At 43.2% G+C, this 17970-nt stretch carries 19 protein-coding genes; 14 read left to right on the top strand and 5 right to left on the bottom strand.

Going from position 1 to position 17970, the window contains the following annotated elements; translation table 11 throughout:
- Nucleotides 1–40: 40 nt before the first annotated feature.
- The 4 genes from ACGF49_RS06210 to ACGF49_RS06195 form a co-directional block, all read right to left on the bottom strand.
- A complete protein-coding gene (locus ACGF49_RS06210; protein ID WP_387490141.1) occupies nt 41–244 on the bottom strand; it encodes a hypothetical protein in 204 nt (67 codons plus the stop codon).
- Between the two features lie 309 nt (nt 245–553).
- The gene (locus ACGF49_RS06205; RefSeq protein WP_011147390.1) at nt 554–2074 is read right to left on the bottom strand and encodes a tripartite tricarboxylate transporter permease; all 1521 of its coding nucleotides are present in this window, start codon (nt 2072–2074) and stop codon (nt 554–556) included.
- 10 nt (nt 2075–2084) lie between these two features.
- Nucleotides 2085–2516 (bottom strand): tripartite tricarboxylate transporter TctB family protein, encoded by a 432-nt coding sequence (locus ACGF49_RS06200; protein ID WP_011147389.1) that lies wholly within the window; start codon nt 2514–2516, stop codon nt 2085–2087.
- 13 nt (nt 2517–2529) lie between these two features.
- Nucleotides 2530–3510, bottom strand: coding sequence for a tripartite tricarboxylate transporter substrate binding protein (locus tag ACGF49_RS06195; protein ID WP_165578515.1), 981 nt, complete (start codon nt 3508–3510; stop codon nt 2530–2532).
- Between the two features lie 376 nt (nt 3511–3886).
- Here ACGF49_RS06195 and ACGF49_RS06190 point away from each other — a divergent pair, with 376 nt between their 5' ends.
- The 4 genes from ACGF49_RS06190 to ACGF49_RS06175 all read left to right on the top strand — a co-directional run bounded on the left by ACGF49_RS06190 (nt 3887) and on the right by ACGF49_RS06175 (nt 7070).
- The gene (locus ACGF49_RS06190; RefSeq protein ID WP_387490137.1) at nt 3887–4543 is read left to right on the top strand and encodes a hypothetical protein; all 657 of its coding nucleotides are present in this window, start codon (nt 3887–3889) and stop codon (nt 4541–4543) included.
- A gap of 268 nt (nt 4544–4811) precedes the next feature.
- Complete coding sequence (locus ACGF49_RS06185; protein ID WP_158536521.1) at nt 4812–4973, top strand: hypothetical protein; 162 nt, start codon at nt 4812–4814, stop codon at nt 4971–4973.
- Nucleotides 4974–4984: 11 nt separating this feature from the next.
- Nucleotides 4985–5662 carry a transcriptional regulator TctD gene (gene tctD, locus ACGF49_RS06180; protein WP_112876278.1) on the top strand — a complete coding sequence of 226 codons (678 nt, stop codon included), beginning with the start codon at nt 4985–4987 and terminating at the stop codon, nt 5660–5662.
- Nucleotides 5649–7070, top strand: a complete 1422-nt coding sequence (locus ACGF49_RS06175; RefSeq protein WP_113041757.1) for a sensor histidine kinase — start codon at nt 5649–5651, stop codon at nt 7068–7070. The genes tctD and ACGF49_RS06175 overlap by 14 nt, the downstream gene beginning before the upstream one ends.
- On the opposite strand, the gene ACGF49_RS06170 is transcribed toward ACGF49_RS06175, so the two are convergent.
- Complete coding sequence (locus tag ACGF49_RS06170) at nt 7051–7965, bottom strand: DMT family transporter (RefSeq protein ID WP_113041758.1); 915 nt, start codon at nt 7963–7965, stop codon at nt 7051–7053. The genes ACGF49_RS06175 and ACGF49_RS06170 overlap by 20 nt on opposite strands.
- 102 nt (nt 7966–8067) lie before the next feature.
- Here ACGF49_RS06170 and ACGF49_RS06165 point away from each other — a divergent pair, with 102 nt between their 5' ends.
- The 10 genes from ACGF49_RS06165 (at nt 8068) to purF (ending at nt 17944) form a co-directional block, all read left to right on the top strand.
- A complete protein-coding gene (locus ACGF49_RS06165) occupies nt 8068–8841 on the top strand; it encodes a helix-turn-helix domain-containing protein (RefSeq protein ID WP_113041759.1) in 774 nt (257 codons plus the stop codon).
- A gap of 90 nt (nt 8842–8931) precedes the next feature.
- Nucleotides 8932–10059, top strand: coding sequence for a 4-phosphoerythronate dehydrogenase PdxB (gene pdxB, locus ACGF49_RS06160; RefSeq protein WP_113041760.1), 1128 nt, complete (start codon nt 8932–8934; stop codon nt 10057–10059).
- A gap of 51 nt (nt 10060–10110) precedes the next feature.
- On the top strand, nt 10111–11121 hold the full coding sequence (locus ACGF49_RS06155) for an aspartate-semialdehyde dehydrogenase (protein WP_113041761.1): 1011 nt from the start codon (nt 10111–10113) through the stop codon (nt 11119–11121).
- 41 nt (nt 11122–11162) lie between these two features.
- On the top strand, nt 11163–11957 hold the full coding sequence (gene truA, locus ACGF49_RS06150) for a tRNA pseudouridine(38-40) synthase TruA (RefSeq protein ID WP_191214804.1): 795 nt from the start codon (nt 11163–11165) through the stop codon (nt 11955–11957).
- A 46-nt stretch (nt 11958–12003) separates the two neighbouring features.
- Nucleotides 12004–12693, top strand: coding sequence for a DedA family protein (locus tag ACGF49_RS06145; protein WP_113041762.1), 690 nt, complete (start codon nt 12004–12006; stop codon nt 12691–12693).
- 102 nt (nt 12694–12795) lie between these two features.
- On the top strand, nt 12796–13740 hold the full coding sequence (accD, locus tag ACGF49_RS06140; protein WP_112894722.1) for an acetyl-CoA carboxylase, carboxyltransferase subunit beta: 945 nt from the start codon (nt 12796–12798) through the stop codon (nt 13738–13740).
- A complete protein-coding gene (gene folC / locus ACGF49_RS06135; protein WP_113041763.1) occupies nt 13733–15031 on the top strand; it encodes a bifunctional tetrahydrofolate synthase/dihydrofolate synthase in 1299 nt (432 codons plus the stop codon). The genes accD and folC overlap by 8 nt, the downstream gene beginning before the upstream one ends.
- Nucleotides 15021–15704, top strand: coding sequence for a cell division protein DedD (dedD, locus tag ACGF49_RS06130; protein ID WP_113041764.1), 684 nt, complete (start codon nt 15021–15023; stop codon nt 15702–15704). The genes folC and dedD overlap by 11 nt, the downstream gene beginning before the upstream one ends.
- Nucleotides 15705–15905: 201 nt before the next feature.
- Nucleotides 15906–16412, top strand: coding sequence for a colicin V production protein (gene cvpA, locus ACGF49_RS06125; RefSeq protein WP_036778783.1), 507 nt, complete (start codon nt 15906–15908; stop codon nt 16410–16412).
- 14 nt (nt 16413–16426) lie between these two features.
- Complete coding sequence (gene purF, locus ACGF49_RS06120; protein ID WP_112894725.1) at nt 16427–17944, top strand: amidophosphoribosyltransferase; 1518 nt, start codon at nt 16427–16429, stop codon at nt 17942–17944.
- Nucleotides 17945–17970 lie beyond the last annotated feature (26 nt).

Here is a 17970-nt window from a genome sequence, read left to right as displayed (position 1 = left end):
CGATCGTGTCCAAACAACAATGGTCGTTATTTGATGTATCTTAGGTGACTGCGTACAGCGAGTCACCTTTGTATGTATACCCGTTATCTTTCAAGTTGCCTCTTTGTTGGCTGCACTCGGTCACCCCGGTCACATCGTTACCTATGCTCCCGGGGATTCTCTCCCTTGCCGTCGCGATCCATCTTGAAATCCATAGGGTATATATTCCTGTTTTTGTGTGCTGTTCGTATCTTGTCTGTTTCAACAGAAAAGGCCATTGTTAACAATGTTGAATACTCAATACTATTTAATAATTAGTTAATAACTATTTAATAGTTATTGGGAGTTTTGAATCACCTATTTGGTAAAGATAGTATTTTGCCAAAGTGATTTTTGCTATGAATGTTGCAACAAATTTAGCATGTTGTGTTATCCGTTTATAAGCATAAATTCAAGTCTGTTTTGCTGAACTTTGATTGTGTGTGAAATATAATGTGAATATGGAAGTATATTCCTGTTATGGTAGGAAAGCCTATAATAATTATGATCTTGTAATATTATAGGCTTTTATTTGTTACGTTTTATTTTCAGTAGCCATTTGCTGAATACGGCGCTTACGGATAATTCGTAATATTGGTGGAATAATCAGAACCAGAGCTGCTAGTATCAATAAACTCTGAGTAATTGTGCTGCTCCACAGAATGCCAAATTCTCCATTACTAATAGAAAGTGCGCGACGTAAATTTTGTTCCAGCATTTCTCCCAATACGAAACCGAGGATTAATGGCGACATCGGGAAATTCATCTTTCTCAGAATGTAGCCAAAAATACCCAATCCTACCATCAACAGAAGATCAAATGTCGTACTGTGTATGGCATATACACCAACCGCTGAAACAGTAGCAATCGCTGGAACAAGGAACCAGAGTGGGATAGTGAGCATCCGTGTAAATAGACCTATCATTGGGATATTCATAATCAGTAGGATAATATTGGCAATCAATAAAGCCGCAATTAACCCCCAGACGATATCCGGTTGTTCAGTGAACATTCCCGGCCCAGGCGTAATATTATAGAGCGTTAATGCCCCCATCATAACGGCAGTGGTACCTGAACCTGGCACGCCTAATGTTAGCATTGGAATAAAGGAGCCACAGGCCGAAGCATTATTAGCCGCTTCTGGTGCTGCTACGCCGCGAATATCACCTTTACCAAATGAATCGCTATTCCCACTGAGCTTCTTCTCAGTCATGTAGGTAATTGCGCTGGCAATAGTCGCTCCTGCACCAGGCAAAATACCGACAAAGAAACCGATAAAGGATGATCTAAGCGTTGGCATAGCGCATTCAGCCGCTTCCTTGCGATTGAACAGCAGACGGCCTGTTTTGCGGATAATGGTTTTGCCGGCCGAGGTACTCTCTAACATCAGCAAAATTTCGCTGACAGAAAACAGACCTATTACCACAACAATAAATTGAATGCCATCTGACAGATGAACGTTGTCGAAAGTAAAACGATAAACCCCGGTGTTGGCGTCTACTCCGACAGTTGCCAGACCCAATCCTATTAATGCTGCTAATAGTGATTTCAGCGGATTCTGGCTCATCATGCTACCCAGACAAGCAATAGCAAAAACCATAAGTGCAAAATATTCAGCAGGGCCGAAAGCCAGTGACCACTGCGCCAGTAATGGTGCAAACAAAATAATGCCGAAAATTGCCAGCAAAGAACCACAGAAAGAACTTACCGCGGAAATAGATAGCGCCACACCTGCACGGCCCTGTTTGGCCATCGGATAACCGTCTAATGCGGTCATAATGGCAGCGGCATCACCGGGAACATTCAGCAGAATCGATGATATACGCCCACCATACTCACAACCGATATAAACAGTTGCCAATAAGATCAGGGCAGATTCAGCAGGCAGTTTTAAAGCGAAAGCCAGTGGCAGCAGAATCGCGACACCATTAATTGGCCCAAGCCCCGGTAACAGCCCAACAATCGTACCGACAAAACAGCCAATTAAAGCAATAATCAGGTTTTGCGGCACCATTGCAACCTCAAACCCTTGACTGAGATACATCCAGGTTTCCATAAATTCTCCGTCAGTTGAGCCAGCTACCGAGAGGCAGGGTTACGTCAAGTAAGCGGTCAAAGGCGAAATATAATGTGACGCCAAGGAACACCCCGGAAATGATTGCGGCAGGCAGTGTTGCGTTAAACAACAGCGCGACACTGAATGTCAGCAGCGCTGTAGCCAGAGGAAAACCAAGCCACTCGAATGACCAACCATAAATAACCAAAGAGAGAATCAACAGCATTAGGCGACGGATAACGGGGGCACTAGGCCAATTGCTCTGCTCTGGTTTTTTGAAAAGTAGTAGTAAAGCACAGAGTGCCATCAGAGACAGAATGATCATTGGGAAAGGTCTGGGCCCCAGAGGTTCATAAGTGTATTCGCTCTGAATTCCCCAACCAATAACTATCCCAATGGCACAGAGTACTAACCAGATAGTAGCAAAGATACGATCGTTCATGATGATGACTCTGTTATTTGGCTAAGCCAAAAGCTCTGGCTTGTTCACGATATTGTTCAACCTGTTTTTTCACATAGCTGTCCAACTCTTTGCCGGTCATGTTGAATTCAAACAACCCACGGATATCACGTTGTTTTTTAAAAGCATCTGTTTGTTGTAGTTTATTAAAAGCATCAACCCACCATTGATACTCTTCGTCAGAAACTTTTGGTCCCATGTAAAATCCACGGATAATTGGCCATATCAGGTCATAACCTTGCTCTTTGGCAGTAGGAATATTGGCTAAATCACCATCCAGTCGTTTATCTGCATAAACAGCCAGAACCCGGATTTTGTCTCCATTCAGATAAGGTACCATCTCGCTCAGATCACCGGAAACCGCCTGAATATGATTACCCAGCAGGGCGGTGATAGGTTCACCTCCTCCCTCAAAAGCGACATAACGCATTTTGTGAGGATCAATTCCAACCTCTTTTGCCAGCAGTGCGGTTTTCATCCAGTCCTGACTACCGATAGAAGCGCCGGCACCAAATACAATGCTGTTGGGATTATCCTTAAAAGCATTCATCAAATCGTTCAGGGTACGGTAAGGTGAATCGGCACGGACAGCGATCATTCCATAATCAGTACCAACACTTGCCAGCCAGCGAACATCGTTAACGTTATAGCGACCAAATTTTCCCTGAGACAAATTGAGTAGAGAGCCGCCAGAAAAGGCGACAATGGTTCCTGCTTCAGTAGGTCGCTGTGCGACGATAGCATTGTAAGCGACAGCACCAACACCACCGGGCATAAAAGTGACACGCATAGGCTTGCTGATCTCTTTCGTATCCAGTAGTGAAACTTGGACCAGCTTGCAGGTCAGGTCGAACCCGCCACCCGGTTTTGCAGGGGCAATACATTCGGTCCGGTTAGGTGCACTGGCAGCAAAAACACTGCTTGTGCCAAATAGTAAAGCGGTTGCCGCTAACATCTTGATCGTTATAGTTTTCATTTGTTTGCTCTCATCAATACCCTTGTAAGATATAATCACTACAAACAGACCTGGTTGGCTTAATTAGTAATAACAAAACCTTTCATTTACCTTTCAGTAACAAGAAAAGTTGTTGATATGTGATTTCAATCGCTTAAATTTGCGTAGCGTTTCGCATTAATGAGTTTACAAATGGCTACAGGCTTCCTTTTTTGTTTTGGTTTGTTGTAAGTTTCTCGTAGTTTTGATGTTGCTCTGTTTTACTCGCGGTAACTTTACATTCGACTAAGGAGGTATCATGCAAATGGTAATTATTTATTTATGCAATGTGTCAAATTAAATGGAAAATTTATTGAATATAATCAGACTTTATCTTGAGGAAATCTGAATTGAGGAAATGATGAGAAAATTGATTCTTTGTAGTGCTATGGGCAGTGCTATGGCTTTTGTTTTGGTGGGATGTAAAACAGAACTCAGTACTTCAGTATCTGTTAACCAACTGTTATCTGAACAAGTTAAAACGGTGACATCTGATTTGTTAGTTGAAGTCAGTGCTTGTGGTGATTATAAAGATTCCAGACAACCATCAAAATCTTTGTTAGACACTCAGGAAAAAGTACCGGCTATTTTTTCCAATGCGGAATACGTGGAATGTTTCAGAAAAAGTATGGATTCGTTTGCTCACTTTAAAGTTCCTGTGAGCGTAGGGAATTCAAGTATCACTGGTTCTACTAAGGGTATTCATCTTTACGGTAATGGTGCAGATATCTTGGTGATAAGCGTACCAAAAGAGATGAAGAAGAAAATTAACCAGATAGATAGTTCAATGGCATCAAAGACCAAAATCTCAATTAATATTAAGAATGATACCAATGAAGTTTTAAAAATGACGGGTTTATCTGCATTTCTTAATGATAAAGAGCCGATGGTGATATCGAATTTTAGTTTAAAAGTAGGCAGTGAAATAAAACTCACTTTGTCTAATGTCTCTGTGGCATCTGCATTGGATGAACGTTTTGATTTTACTCCTGTACTCATGGCAATATATGAGTAAATGGAAGCGGTAATAGATATCTATTACTTAATTCGGTATGACAGAATACCCTGTAATTCATAGCGAGGTATTTTGGCATGAAAATGGAATTGAGTCAGTGTCTGACTATTTTTCAGAAAAATAGGTGTGGCGATATAAACTGGAAATATAGTTATGTCTGTAATTATATATCCTATGAATTTCAAGATGCATCGCGACGGTAAGGGAACGAATCCTGGGAGCATAGCTAATATGTGACTGGGGTGAGTGCAGCCAACAAAGAGGCAGCTTGAAAGATAACGGGTATATTTATACCCAATGGATTTCAAGATGCATCGCGACGGCAAGGGAGCGAATCCCCGGGAGCATAGATAACTCTGTGACCGGGGTGAGTGAGTGCAGCCAACAAAGAGGCAACTTGAAAGATAACGGGTATATATTAATCGATTAGATATTGAAGATATGCGTTTACTTTTAGTGGAAGACCACCCTGAATTATTGCATTGGTTGCAAAAAGCACTGAGCAGTTCAGGATTTGCCGTAGATGTTGCTAGTGATGGCATAGTTGCTGATCAATTATTACAGACAGAAAACTATGCATTATTGATTCTGGATGTTTCTTTGCCTAGGTTGGATGGACTTTCTCTGTTAGTTCGTTTGCGTAAGCGTGGGCAAAATTTGCCGGTATTATTATTAACGGCGAAAGCCGATGTTTCTGAACGAGTGAAAGGGCTTAATTCTGGTGCCGATGATTATCTGACGAAACCTTTTGATTTACAGGAATTGGAAGCACGTATCCGGGCATTACTTCGTCGTAGTGCAAGTTTTCTACAGGAGACGCTGACATTTGGTTCCCTTGTTTATCAGGATGATGGTTACTTTGTTCTAAACGATGAGCCATTGGCTTTGACACCAAGGGAATTTTCGGTTTTGACAACATTGTTCCATCGTCGGGGGAGGCCTGTTTCTAAACAACAGCTCTTTGAGCAGGTATTTGCACTATCAGATGAAGCAAACCTACAAAGTATTGAACTTTATGTACACCGGATTCGGAAAAAATTGTCAGGCAGTAATGTGGGGATCAGTACATTACGGGGATTAGGTTATCGTCTGGAGCACCAGAAAGATGACATGGTTTAAAGTACAGAACTCATTGTTTCATCAGTTACTCTTATTTTTTGGTGTTCCACTGTTTGTGTTGGGTTGTTTATCGGTTTGCACCCATTATTTTAGTGCAGAGAATGCGGCGACATTGGCTTATGACCGTACTTTATTGGCATCTGCTCGAACTGTGGCAGAACGGCTGACTGTTAAGAATAATCAATTAATTGTCGATGTACCTTATGTGGTTTTGGATAGTTTTGAGCGAAATATGAATGATAGGCTGTTTTATCAGGTGTTATCACCTGAGGGGGAAATAATTTCCGGTTATGATGATTTGCCTTTGATCCCTAAAGATACGCTTCGCTCCAATTTATACACGGCTTTGGTTTATTTCTATGATGCTGAATATCACGGCCGGCCCATTCGGGTTGCTGCCCTTTATCAGCCGATCAATGAAGGGGGAATGATGGGAATGGCGTTGATACTAGTTGCTGAAACAGTAGCTTCCCGTCATTATCTTGCGCAACAATTATTAATATCTTCTTTGATGAGTCAAGGAGCCGTGGTTGGGTTGACTCTGATTCTGGCTTATTTTCTTTTGAAACAGTTACTTAAACCACTACATAAACTTTCTGGCGTCATGGTCCGTCGTCCCGCTAATGACCTTACTCCGTTACCGGATATGTTGCCTTGGTCGGAACTTTCCCCATTGTTATATGCATTTAATCGTTATATAGAGCGACTGAAATTGATGGTGAGTCGTCAGGAGAGGTTCAGTGCGGATGCTTCTCACCAACTTAGAACACCATTAACAGTATTAAAAACCCAAGTAGCGGTAGCGCTTGCCAGCAAAGATCCAGCGCAATGGAAAGAAAGCTTACAGGCTATTGATAGTACATTGGATAACACTATCTCTCTGACGGATCGTCTATTACAACTCTCTCGTTTGAAAGCGCATGAAAAGGAGGCCGTTCGGGATTATAGGCCGGTTAATCTAGTCGAATTGTTGCAACAGGCATGTTTTTCTCGTTTGCAACAGGCTGAAAGTAAGAATATTGATTTGGGTTATGAAGGCGAAAATGTTCAATGGATCAAGGGGGAAGCGGTATTACTGACGGAAATGTGTGCTAACTTATTGGACAATGCAATTAAATATACACCGGAAGGCGGCATTGTTACGGCTAGAGTGATTCTCAACTCTTGTAAGACATACTGTTATTTGGAAGTGGATGACAGTGGGCCGGGGATTGCTAAAGAAGAAGTCAATTTGTCTCTGATGGCTTTTAATCGTCTTGATAATGCTGCGGGGCATGAAGGGGCAGGATTAGGATTAGCTCTGGTAAAAGATATCGGTATTTATCATGGTACTCATCCCCAATTATTGCCCAGCGAAACACTGGGCGGTTTATTAGTAAGAATTCCTTTCAGGCTTTCTGATGATTAACTTCCTGAGGTTTTTTTGTTTTACGATTAAAAAGAGGAATGCGTAATTGTTGTGCCAGTATGACCCCTAGCAGTGTTATGCTACCCCCGATCAGATGGTAACTATGCATTTTTTCATGTAGAACCAGAATAGCGATAATAGCTGTAAATATCGGTGTCAAATTCATAAATATGGCAGCAGTATTAGCGCCAAGTTTTATGACACCTTGTATCCATAAATAGGGAGCAATGATCGAGGCTGGAATACCGGCGAATAAGACTAACGAGATATTGTTGGCATTCAATTGAACATCTTTGGTCAACAGGAAATTTGGCAGTAATAGCAGGACTCCAAAAGCAATCTGCACATACAGGGATTGCCAGTTGGGTAATGGAATAGACCAGTGTTTGGTTAACACGCTATAGAGTGCGTAGGAGATGGAAGCAATCAACATCATCAATTCACCGTGGCCTAAACCGTGTTGCAATAATGATATGGGATCACCGGTGCTGACCAACCAGACTAAACCAGACAGAGATAGAATGGTACCAAGAGCAATACCGACAGTGGGGATAACACGTAAAATAAATATACTGATGATAACAGTCAAAAGAGGAATCAATGAGCTAAGAATTCCCATAAATGTTGCACTGATACTGTGTGCAGCGTAATAGGCCAGGCTTTGATAAAGTACCATGCCAAGTGCGCCAAGAATTAATAATTTCCACCAATATTGACAGATTGTTTTCCATCGACGAATGACAGAGAGTACAACAAAGGGTGTTAATGTGAGAAAGGCTAGAAACCAGCGATAAAAAGAAATTGCAGCCGGATCAATAGCTGTAGCGGAGGCTTTACTCACCACGGCATTAATTGACCAAATCAGGACCGCCAGAAGAGGGAAAATCATATTCATATAAGTGAATCACATTGAGATAAAAATGAAGGTTTAGTCTAAAGGTGTCTGGTTTATTATATATAACGATAATCAGACAATAGATAAGGCAATTAAGACAATATGACAGAAAAGCTGAATGAACCTGTAGATATCATGGCTATTCCTGCGAGTATCTCTTTCCGTAACGAGTTATTCAGTGCGAATACTGAGTGTTTACGTCATACCCATCCATTTGGGCAACTTATTTATGTCGTTTGTGGTGTAATGGCAATGAATGCTGGAGGACAGCATTTTTTAGCTCCACCACAATTCTGTGTCTGGATACCGGAAGGAATAGAGCATTCTGGATATAGTAGAAAAGCAATGAGATTTAGGGCAATAGATATTTCTCCTAAATGGGGGAAATTATTGCCGAATACTCCTTGTATTATCCGGCTTAACTCCATATTCAATGCGATTATGACTGACTGTTTTGAACGTAAATTGAAAATACCAGAAACAGAACAGGATTTACGGTTAGCTCAAGTGCTGATTGATCAGTTAATTCAATCCCCTGTTCAGCATACCTATCTGCCTTCATCTAAAGATAAACTTTTGGCGCCGATATTACAGGAACTTGAGAGTAATCCTGCTGACAATACGCCATTAGCGCGATGGGCAAAACAGCGTTATACCTCGGAACGTACTTTATCACGGCGTTGCCAGCAAGAATTGGGAATGTCATTTAGCGAGTGGCGGCAGCGGTTACGGTTTTTACATGCAATCTCTTTGTTGGAACAGGGGAAAACTGTTAATGAAGTTGCTTTTGATGTGGGTTATAGCTCATCTTCTGCTTTTATCGCTATGTTTCAGCAATTGGCAGGCACGACACCGGAGCGTTTTAGGAAAAGTTAGCAATAAAAGAAACCGTTATTATGGGTTTTGTTATGATTAAATGGCAAAATAGTTCGCTACGTCCGTTTTAATGCCACAGGGTGGAATTAAGTGAAGATTCTGGTTGATGAAAATATGCCTTATGCTGATCAACTGTTTCAGCAATTGGGGGATGTACATGCTATTCCGGGGCGTCCGGTGCCGGAAGGTGTACTGGATAATGCTGATGCCTTTATGGTCCGTTCAGTAACTAAAGTCAATGAAGAGCTGTTGGAAGGTAGCACGGTAAAATTTATCGGTACGGCAACGGCGGGAACTGACCATGTGGATCAGTCGTGGTTATCGCAGGCAGGAATTGGATTCTCTGCTGCGCCGGGGTGTAATGCCATTGCAGTGGTTGAATATGTTTTCTCTGCATTAATGTTGCTGGCTGAACGTGATAATTTTGAGCTTAAGGATAAAGTTGTCGGAATCATCGGTGTCGGTAATGTCGGAAGGAGACTGGCAGAACGGTTAGCCGTTCTTGGTATCCGAACACTTTTATGTGATCCGCCAAGAGCTGCCAGAGGGGATGTCGGTGAATTTTGTCCACTGGAAAAACTGGTCAAAGAGGCGGATATTCTGACATTCCATACGCCATTGAATCTATCGGGCCCATATAAAACACACCATTTGGTAGATGCTGAATTATTGTCGGCTTTGCCGGATAACCGCATATTGATTAACGCCAGTCGTGGTGAAGTTATTGATAATCAAGCGCTGCTTGCTGTGTTGAAACGTGGCAAGAAACTTAGTGTTGTTTTGGATGTTTGGGAGCCGGAACCTGACTTATCCCTACCCTTACTGGAATTAGTTGATATTGGTACACCACATATCGCGGGTTATACCCTCGAAGGTAAAGCGCGTGGTACCACACAGGTATTTGAAGCTTACTGTGAATTCCTTGGTCAACCCCGTAAAGTGGCTTTATCTGATCTATTGCCAGAGCCAGATTTCAGCCGGGTTACCCTGCATGGAAATGTAACTCAAAGCACACTGAAGCGGTTGATGCATTTAGTGTATGATGTACGCCGCGATGATACCCCGTTACGGCAAGTTGCCGGTCAAAAAGGGCAATTTGATTATCTGCGTAAAAACTATTTAGAACGCCGGGAATGGTCATCCCTAACTGTATGTTGTGATAATAGAGAGAGTGCTGAGTTGCTAGCTGCTCTTGGTTTCAGTACAGAACTGATTTAATCCGTGCAGAAATATATCTGCATGTCAGAAAGATAGATGGAGAAAACCAACATGTCAGAAGGTTGGAATATTGCCCTATTGGGTGCCACAGGGGCAGTAGGTGAAGCGATATTGGCGTTATTACAAGAGCGTCAGTTTCCCGTTGGTGAATTGTATCCTCTCGCCAGTGAGCGCTGTGCCGGTGAAAGCCTGCGTTTTAATGGTAAAAATTTTGTTGTTGGTGATGCTGCTGATTTTGACTGGTCACAGGTACAGCTCGCTTTTTTTGTGGCTGGATTGGAGGCCACGGCACAATATGTTGAAAAAGCGACAGAAGAAGGTTGTTTGGTTATCGATAACAGTGGGTTGTTTGCTATGGAACCTGATGTACCTTTAGTTGTTCCGGGGGTGAATCCTCATGTTTTAGCGGATTATCGTAACCGAAATATTATTGCCTTGGCAGATAGTATGACCAGTCAGGTACTGACCGCCATTAAACCGCTGGTGGATGCGGCTGGAATTGCACGTTTGCATTTGACTAATCTGTTCTCTGTTTCTGTTCACGGCAAAGCGGCAGTTGATGAATTAGCCGGACAGAGTGCTCGTTTGCTTAATGGCATCCCACCGGAGCCAGGTCGTTTCAGTAAACAACTGGCATTTAATCTTTTGCCGTTGCCAACAGATGCTGAAGGTTCTGTGCGTGAAGAGCGTCGCCTTGTGGATCAGATACGCAAGATTTTACAGGATGAGGGATTACCCATTTCAGTGAGTTGCGTTCAGTCTTCCGTTTTTTATGGCAATGCTCAAGTAGTCCATTTGGAAACATTGCGTCCGGTTGGGGTGGCAGAAGCACGAGAAGAATTAGAGCGGATGATTGATATTAACGTTTCAGATGACGATGATTATCCAACGCCGGTGACAGAAGCATCGGGTAATGAAGCATTGAGCATTGGTTGTCTGCGCCACGATTATGGTATGCCGGAAGTATTACAATTTTGGTCTGTGGCCGATAACATCCGGTTTGGTGGTGCATTAATGGCTGTTGAGACAGCGGAAAAACTGATTCAGGAGCAATTTTACTGATGTTCGGTACAGAACAAACAGAATCTGTGCCGGGTTCAAAGATGAAAATTGCATTGGGAATTGAGTACGATGGCAGTCGATATTATGGCTGGCAGCGTCAGCAGGAAGTAAAAAGTGTTCAGGGATGCCTAGAGGAAGCACTATCAAAAGTCGCCGATGAACCCATATCAGTATTTTGTGCTGGTCGAACCGATGCTGGAGTACATGCAACAGGGCAGGTTGTGCATTTTGAAACGTCTGTTCAGCGCAAGGATGCGGCGTGGACAATGGGCGTGAACGTACATTTACCACCAGATATTGCTGTTCGTTGGGTGAAAACTGTGGATGAGGGTTTCCATGCCCGTTTTAGTGCAACTGCCCGGCGATATCGTTACATTATTTTTAATCATCGTTATCGTCCGGCAGTGCTGGCCAATGGTGTGACCCATTTTCACTATCCACTGGATGAAAAGCGGATGCACCAGGCTGCGCAATGTTTATTAGGGGAAAATGATTTTACCTCTTTCCGTGCAGTTCAATGCCAATCTAAAACGCCTTGGCGTAATGTGATGCATATTAATGTCAATCGTTACGGACATTACGTTGTCATAGATATTAAAGCCAATGCTTTTGTGCATCATATGGTGCGTAATATTGCGGGTAGTCTGATGGAAATTGGCTGTGGGAATCAGGATATTAACTGGATGGCCCAGTTGCTTGCTTTAAAAGATCGGACGAAAGCCGCTGCGACGGCAAAAGCAGCAGGGTTGTATCTGGTTGCTGTTGATTATCCGGCGCAATTTGATTTGCCGAGAGCGGTTATGGGGCCTCTGTTTTTGGCAGATGATCTGATTTAACATTTCTAGTTGCCGACACGGATGTTTTGGCATAGCGGGGAATATTATGGAATTTCTGACTCATTTTTTTGATTTTGCTAAATTTATTATTGATTTCATTCTCCATATTGACATTCATTTAGCCGAACTGGTCGCACAATATGGTGATTGGGTATATGGCATTCTGTTTCTGATTTTATTTTGTGAAACAGGGTTAGTGATTACTCCGTTTCTGCCGGGGGATTCGCTGTTATTTGTTGCCGGCGCTTTAGCGGCTCTGGGCTCAAATGATCTGAATGTGCATATCATGGTGGCATTGATGATCATTGCGGCTATTATTGGTGATGCGGTGAACTACGCTATTGGTCGCATTTTTGGCGAAAGGTTATTTACTAATCCAAATTCAAAAATTTTCCGCCGCAGTTATTTAGATAAAACACATGAGTTTTATGAAAAACATGGTGGGAAGGCAATTATTTTGGCGCGATTTGTACCAATTATCAGAACATTTGCACCATTCGTTGCAGGTATGGGGAAAATGTCTTATCGTCGTTTTGCTGCTTATAACGTGATTGGCGCACTAGTTTGGGTACTGTTATTCACCTATTCTGGTTATATATTCGGTGATATGCCAATGGTACAACAGAATTTGAAACTGTTGATTGTCGCTATCATCTTTATTTCAATCCTGCCCGGAGTGATTGAAATCTGGCGTCATCGTCGTACGGTGATGAAGCAGAAGAGTGATAACCGGTAACAGGTTTGAGCAGTTTTTTATCCACACTGTAATAGCATTGTGGTTTAATGGCACACAATAACAAAACTGGCATAAGCCAGATTCAGACGGAAAGATCATTCAATGAGCTGGATTGAAAAAATTCTTAATAAAAGCAACATTACCCAAACGCGTAAAGCGAATATCCCAGAAGGGGTTTGGACTAAATGTGATAGTTGCAGTCAGGTGCTCTACCGTGCTGAGCTAGAGCGCAATCTTGAGGTTTGCCCTAAATGTGATCATCACATGCGTATTTCGGCGCGTACCCGATTGGCTACATTCCTTGATGAAGGGGCAACGACGGAATTAGGGGGGGAATTAGAGCCAAAAGATATTCTTAAATTCCGCGATTCCAAAAAGTATAAAGATCGTATATCAGCGGCGCAGAAGCAAACCCAAGAAAAAGATGCGCTAGTCGTGATGAAAGGTACCCTGAGTGGTATGCCAGTTGTTGCTGCTGCTTTTGAATTTGCATTTATGGGCGGTTCTATGGCTTCGGTTGTTGGTGCCCGTTTTGTCCGTGCCGTAGAACAGGCATTGGCAGACAATTGTCCTCTGATTTGTTTTTCTGCCAGTGGTGGCGCTCGTATGCAAGAGGCATTGATGTCGCTGATGCAGATGGCGAAAACCAGTGCTGCTTTAGCAAAAATGCAAGAACGTGGTTTGCCTTATATCTCTATCATGACCGATCCGACAATGGGCGGTGTTTCAGCAAGTCTGGCGATGTTGGGTGATATCAATATTGCTGAACCAAAAGCATTGATTGGTTTTGCCGGACCACGAGTTATTGAGCAGACCGTTCGTGAAAAATTACCGTCCGGTTTCCAGCGTAGTGAATTTTTGCTGGAAAAGGGAGCGATTGACATGATTGTTCGTCGCCCTGAAATGCGTGACACCCTTGCCAGTTTACTTTCTAAACTAACCCATCAGTCGCAGCCAGGCATTAAGCCAATTGTTGCTGAATTTGTGGCAGAACCCGCTGATGTTGAGGCGGATATTCAAATAAGTACCAATAAAGAAGATGTCTGACACTTTACAAATTCCTCAAGCCACGTCGCCATTGATGACGTGGCTTTCCTACCTTGGGAACCTGCATACTACGGCCATTGATATGGGGCTTGAGCGTGTGGGGAAACTTGCCCGAACTTTGGCGTTGGTTAATCCTGCACCTAAGGTGATAACCGTATCCGGTACTAATGGTAAAGGTACTACCTGTTGCACGATAGAATCTATTCTGTTGGCGGCTGGGCTGAGAGTGGGTGTTTACAGCTCTCCGCATCTTGTACGTTATACCGAAAGAGTTCGTATTCAGGGTAAAGAATTACCTGAACAGGAATTCTGTCGTGTATTTGCGGATATTGAATCTCGTCGTGGTGATATTTCGCTGACTTATTTTGAATATGGCACATTAGCGGCTTTGCAACTGTTTAAACAAGCTTGTCTGGATGTGGTCATCTTAGAAGTAGGCTTAGGTGGGCGACTGGATGCGACAAATGTTGTGGACGCCGATATTGCCGCTATTACCAGTATTGCAATTGATCATATTGATTGGTTGGGTGTTGATCGCGAACATATTGGTCGTGAGAAAGCAGGGATTTTCCGTAAAGATCGTTTTGCCGTGGTGGGTGAGTCGGATATGCCATCTTCTATTGCGGAAGTTGCGGGTGAATTAGGCGCCGAGTTGTTCCGTTGTGGCATTGACTGGCGTTTCTCTCAACAGGATAGAAACTGGCACTGGCAATCTGATGATAGGCTATTTAGCAACCTACCTTTGCCAAATGTTCCTCTGATGAATGCCGCAACGGCGATGGGTGTTATTTGTTGCCTGTTACGACAAGATGATAAAGTCAGTCGAGCTATTAATGAGAGTGCAATCCATCAAGGGTTACAGAATGCGCAGTTACCTGGGCGTTTCCAGATAGCTCGTGAAAATCCATTGTTGATCTTGGATGTGGCTCATAATCCCCATGCAGCGGCTTATCTGGTACAGAAATTGGCCCAGTTGCCCCGTCAGCCGGGCAGTAGAATCCTTGGTGTCGTGGGTATGCTAGGTGATAAAGATATTGCCGGTACACTGACTTGCCTGTCACAGCAAATAAATGAGTGGTATTGCGCTCCATTGACTGAACAGCGTGGTGCAGATGCACAGACATTGGCTCAGCATCTTGGACAGCCACGGGTATTTACTGATGTGGAAAGTGCTTGGCATCAGGCGATGGCTGATGCTGATGAGCAAGATATTGTTGTTGTTTGTGGCTCATTCCACACGGTAGCGCATGTCATGGAGGCTCTGGTCAGGGAGAAAGGAAGTGGCAAGTAAATTTCAGAATCGTTTGGTTGGTACAATTGTATTGGTAGCATTGGGTGTCATTGTGCTGCCTGCGTTGTTAGACGGCAACAAGAAATATAACGAAGATAAATTTGCATCAATTCCCTTGGTTCCAAAGCCAGGGGATGAGCAAGAAATTGACTCTATACCTCCTCTTAATCCACCAATATTATCAGTGCCTCTGGAAGATGAGACAGAGGCATTGCAGCCAGAAACACTGGAGCAGCCGGAAATACCATTGGTTACCACTCCTCAGCCTGCGCCGATAGTCCCTCCTGCTGTTCAGCCAGAAGTGAAGCCTCAACCACAGATTAAGCTTGAACCAAAACCAGATACTAAGCCGCCGGCACCGGCGCTTAAACCTAAACCAGAGATTAAGTCAGAACCGAAACCTGAAGTTAAACCGGTTGAAAAAGCCCCGCAAGGGCAGGCTTATATCGTACAACTGGGTGCTTTGAAAAATGCCGGAAAGGTAGATGAAATCGTTGCCAGACTACGTTTGTCTGGTTATCAGGTTTATACGGTTCCTTCATCTCCGGTTCAGGGGCAATTAACGAGAATATATGTCGGTCCGAACGCTTCTAAACAACAACTTGACTCGGCATTATCAGAATTGAAAAGTTTGACTGGATTACAAGGGCAGGTAAGGAGTTACAGGCCGTAATAAAAGTGGGTGATGCCTATGTGACAAATAGGACAACTATCATGAAGAAGTAAATATTAAGTGACTGCGGCGATGATAATTATTCAAATTCGTCGCCTTAATTATTTTCAGTAGGATAGGAAATCTGCTACGCAAACGTTTTCGTTTTCTGTTAGAATGCACCTGAAACGGATGCCGAGGTGTCTATTTTGGAATTAAAACATGGTTTGGATTGATTACGTTATTATCGCCATTATTGGCTTCTCGGCATTAGTTAGCCTGATTCGTGGGTTTATTCGTGAGGCATTATCACTGGTCACCTGGGGATGTGCTTTCTTTGTGGCAAGCCATTTTTATACTTACTTAGCGGTCTATTTCACCCGTTTTGAAGATGAATTGGTACGTAACGGGATTGCTATTGCGTTGCTGTTTATTGCTACTTTGATTGTCGGTTCCGTGGTGAACTATGTGATAGGTTCTCTTGTGCAACGGACTGGATTGTCAGGTACTGATCGAGTACTGGGGGTCTGCTTTGGGGCATTGCGTGGTGTGCTGATTGTCGCGGCTATTCTGTTTTTTCTGGATACATTTACACCATTGGCTCGAAGTGAGGATTGGAAACAGTCACAATTGATCCCGCAGTTCAGTCATATCATAAGGTGGTTCTTTGACTACCTGCAAAATGCGTCAAGTTTCTTGCCGGAGAAATATACCTCTCCGTTTGGCTGATGAGGAAGAACTACATGTGCGGTATTGTTGGTATCGTCGGTTTTACACCGGTTAACCAGTCGATTTATGATGCGTTGACGGTGCTTCAGCACCGTGGGCAAGATGCTGCGGGCATTGCCACTATTGATGGTAACAATGGGTTTCGTTTACGCAAAGCCAATGGCTTAGTGAGAGACGTGTTTGAAGCCCGGCATATGCTGCGTTTACAGGGAACGATTGGGATTGGTCATGTTCGCTACCCGACAGCGGGCAGTTCCAGTGCATCGGAAGCTCAACCGTTTTATGTGAACTCTCCATTTGGTATTACATTGACACACAATGGTAATTTGACGAATGCTCATGAGTTGAAGAAAAAGTTGTTTGAGAATGCCCGTCGCCATGTGAATACCACGTCAGATTCTGAGATTTTGCTTAATGTTTTTGCTAGTGAACTGGATTGTTTCCAGCATTATCCATTGGAGCCTGACAATATTTTTGCGGCAGTAGCGGCAATGCATAAACAGGTGAGTGGTGCTTATGCCTGCATTGCGATGATTATTGGTCATGGGTTAGTTGCTTTCCGTGATCCGCATGGTATTCGTCCATTGGTTTTAGGTAAGCGTACTTTGGATGATGGTCGTAATGAGTATATGGTCGCTTCTGAAAGCGTTGCATTGGATACGCTAGGCTTTGAATTCCTGCGGGATGTTGCATCAGGTGAAGCGATTTATATTACTGAACAAGGTCAGTTATTTACTCGTCAATGTGCTGAAAATCCTTCTCTGACCCCCTGTTTATTTGAATTTGTCTATTTGGCTCGCCCAGATTCCTTTATTGATAAAATTTCGGTTTATAACGCCCGCATACGGATGGGGCATAAGCTAGGGGCGAAAATTGCCCGCGAATGGGAAGACTTACATATTGATGTGGTTATTCCAATCCCCGAAACATCTTGCGATGTTGCGCTAGAAATTGCACGCATACTCGGTAAACCCTATCGTCAGGGATTTGTAAAAAACCGTTATGTTGGTCGGACATTTATCATGCCTGGGCAACAGGAACGCCGGAAATCAGTCCGCCGTAAACTGAATGCTAATCGAGCAGAATTCCGTGATAAAAATGTGCTATTGGTAGATGACTCTATTGTGCGTGGTACAACGTCAGAACAGATTGTTGATATGGCTCGTGAAGCCGGCGCGAAGAGAGTTTATCTTGCTTCGGCGGCACCGGAAGTACGTTTCCCGAATGTTTATGGCATTGATATGCCCAATGCAAATGAACTGATTGCTCATGGGCGTGAAGTGGATGAAATTCGCCAACTTATTGGTGTAGATGCATTGATATTTCAGGATCTAACTGATCTGATCGACGCTGTTCGTGAAGAAAACCCGGATGTTGATGGGTTTGAGAGTTCAGTATTCAATGGCGTTTATGTTACCAAAGACGTTGACCAGACTTATCTCTATTATCTGGAGAATCTGCGTAAAGACGATGAAGTAAAACTGAATAATCAGAATGAAATTGAAAATCTGGATATCTATAATGAAGGTTGATGATTTTCGGGTTTAAATAGTTGTTC

The organism is Photorhabdus sp. RM96S (genome assembly GCF_042879335.1).
GTDB lineage: Bacteria > Pseudomonadota > Gammaproteobacteria > Enterobacterales > Enterobacteriaceae > Photorhabdus > Photorhabdus kayaii.
Note: the sequence above shows the minus strand (reverse complement) of the source record. Positions and strands in the feature narration are given on the sequence as shown.

Coding starts and splice junctions, on each gene's coding strand:
- ACGF49_RS06200 (WP_011147389.1), bottom strand. CDS start 2,516: ATGAACGATCGTATCTTTGCTACTATCTGGTTAGTACTCTGTGCCATT.
- ACGF49_RS06190 (WP_387490137.1), top strand. CDS start 3,887: ATGATGAGAAAATTGATTCTTTGTAGTGCTATGGGCAGTGCTATGGCT.
- purF (WP_112894725.1), top strand. CDS start 16,427: ATGTGCGGTATTGTTGGTATCGTCGGTTTTACACCGGTTAACCAGTCG.
- ACGF49_RS06175 (WP_113041757.1), top strand. CDS start 5,649: ATGACATGGTTTAAAGTACAGAACTCATTGTTTCATCAGTTACTCTTA.
- ACGF49_RS06165 (WP_113041759.1), top strand. CDS start 8,068: ATGACAGAAAAGCTGAATGAACCTGTAGATATCATGGCTATTCCTGCG.
- folC (WP_113041763.1), top strand. CDS start 13,733: ATGTCTGACACTTTACAAATTCCTCAAGCCACGTCGCCATTGATGACG.
- ACGF49_RS06195 (WP_165578515.1), bottom strand. CDS start 3,510: ATGAAAACTATAACGATCAAGATGTTAGCGGCAACCGCTTTACTATTT.
- truA (WP_191214804.1), top strand. CDS start 11,163: ATGAAAATTGCATTGGGAATTGAGTACGATGGCAGTCGATATTATGGC.
- cvpA (WP_036778783.1), top strand. CDS start 15,906: ATGGTTTGGATTGATTACGTTATTATCGCCATTATTGGCTTCTCGGCA.
- ACGF49_RS06170 (WP_113041758.1), bottom strand. CDS start 7,965: ATGAATATGATTTTCCCTCTTCTGGCGGTCCTGATTTGGTCAATTAAT.
- tctD (WP_112876278.1), top strand. CDS start 4,985: ATGCGTTTACTTTTAGTGGAAGACCACCCTGAATTATTGCATTGGTTG.
- ACGF49_RS06155 (WP_113041761.1), top strand. CDS start 10,111: ATGTCAGAAGGTTGGAATATTGCCCTATTGGGTGCCACAGGGGCAGTA.
- ACGF49_RS06205 (WP_011147390.1), bottom strand. CDS start 2,074: ATGGAAACCTGGATGTATCTCAGTCAAGGGTTTGAGGTTGCAATGGTG.
- accD (WP_112894722.1), top strand. CDS start 12,796: ATGAGCTGGATTGAAAAAATTCTTAATAAAAGCAACATTACCCAAACG.
- ACGF49_RS06145 (WP_113041762.1), top strand. CDS start 12,004: ATGGAATTTCTGACTCATTTTTTTGATTTTGCTAAATTTATTATTGAT.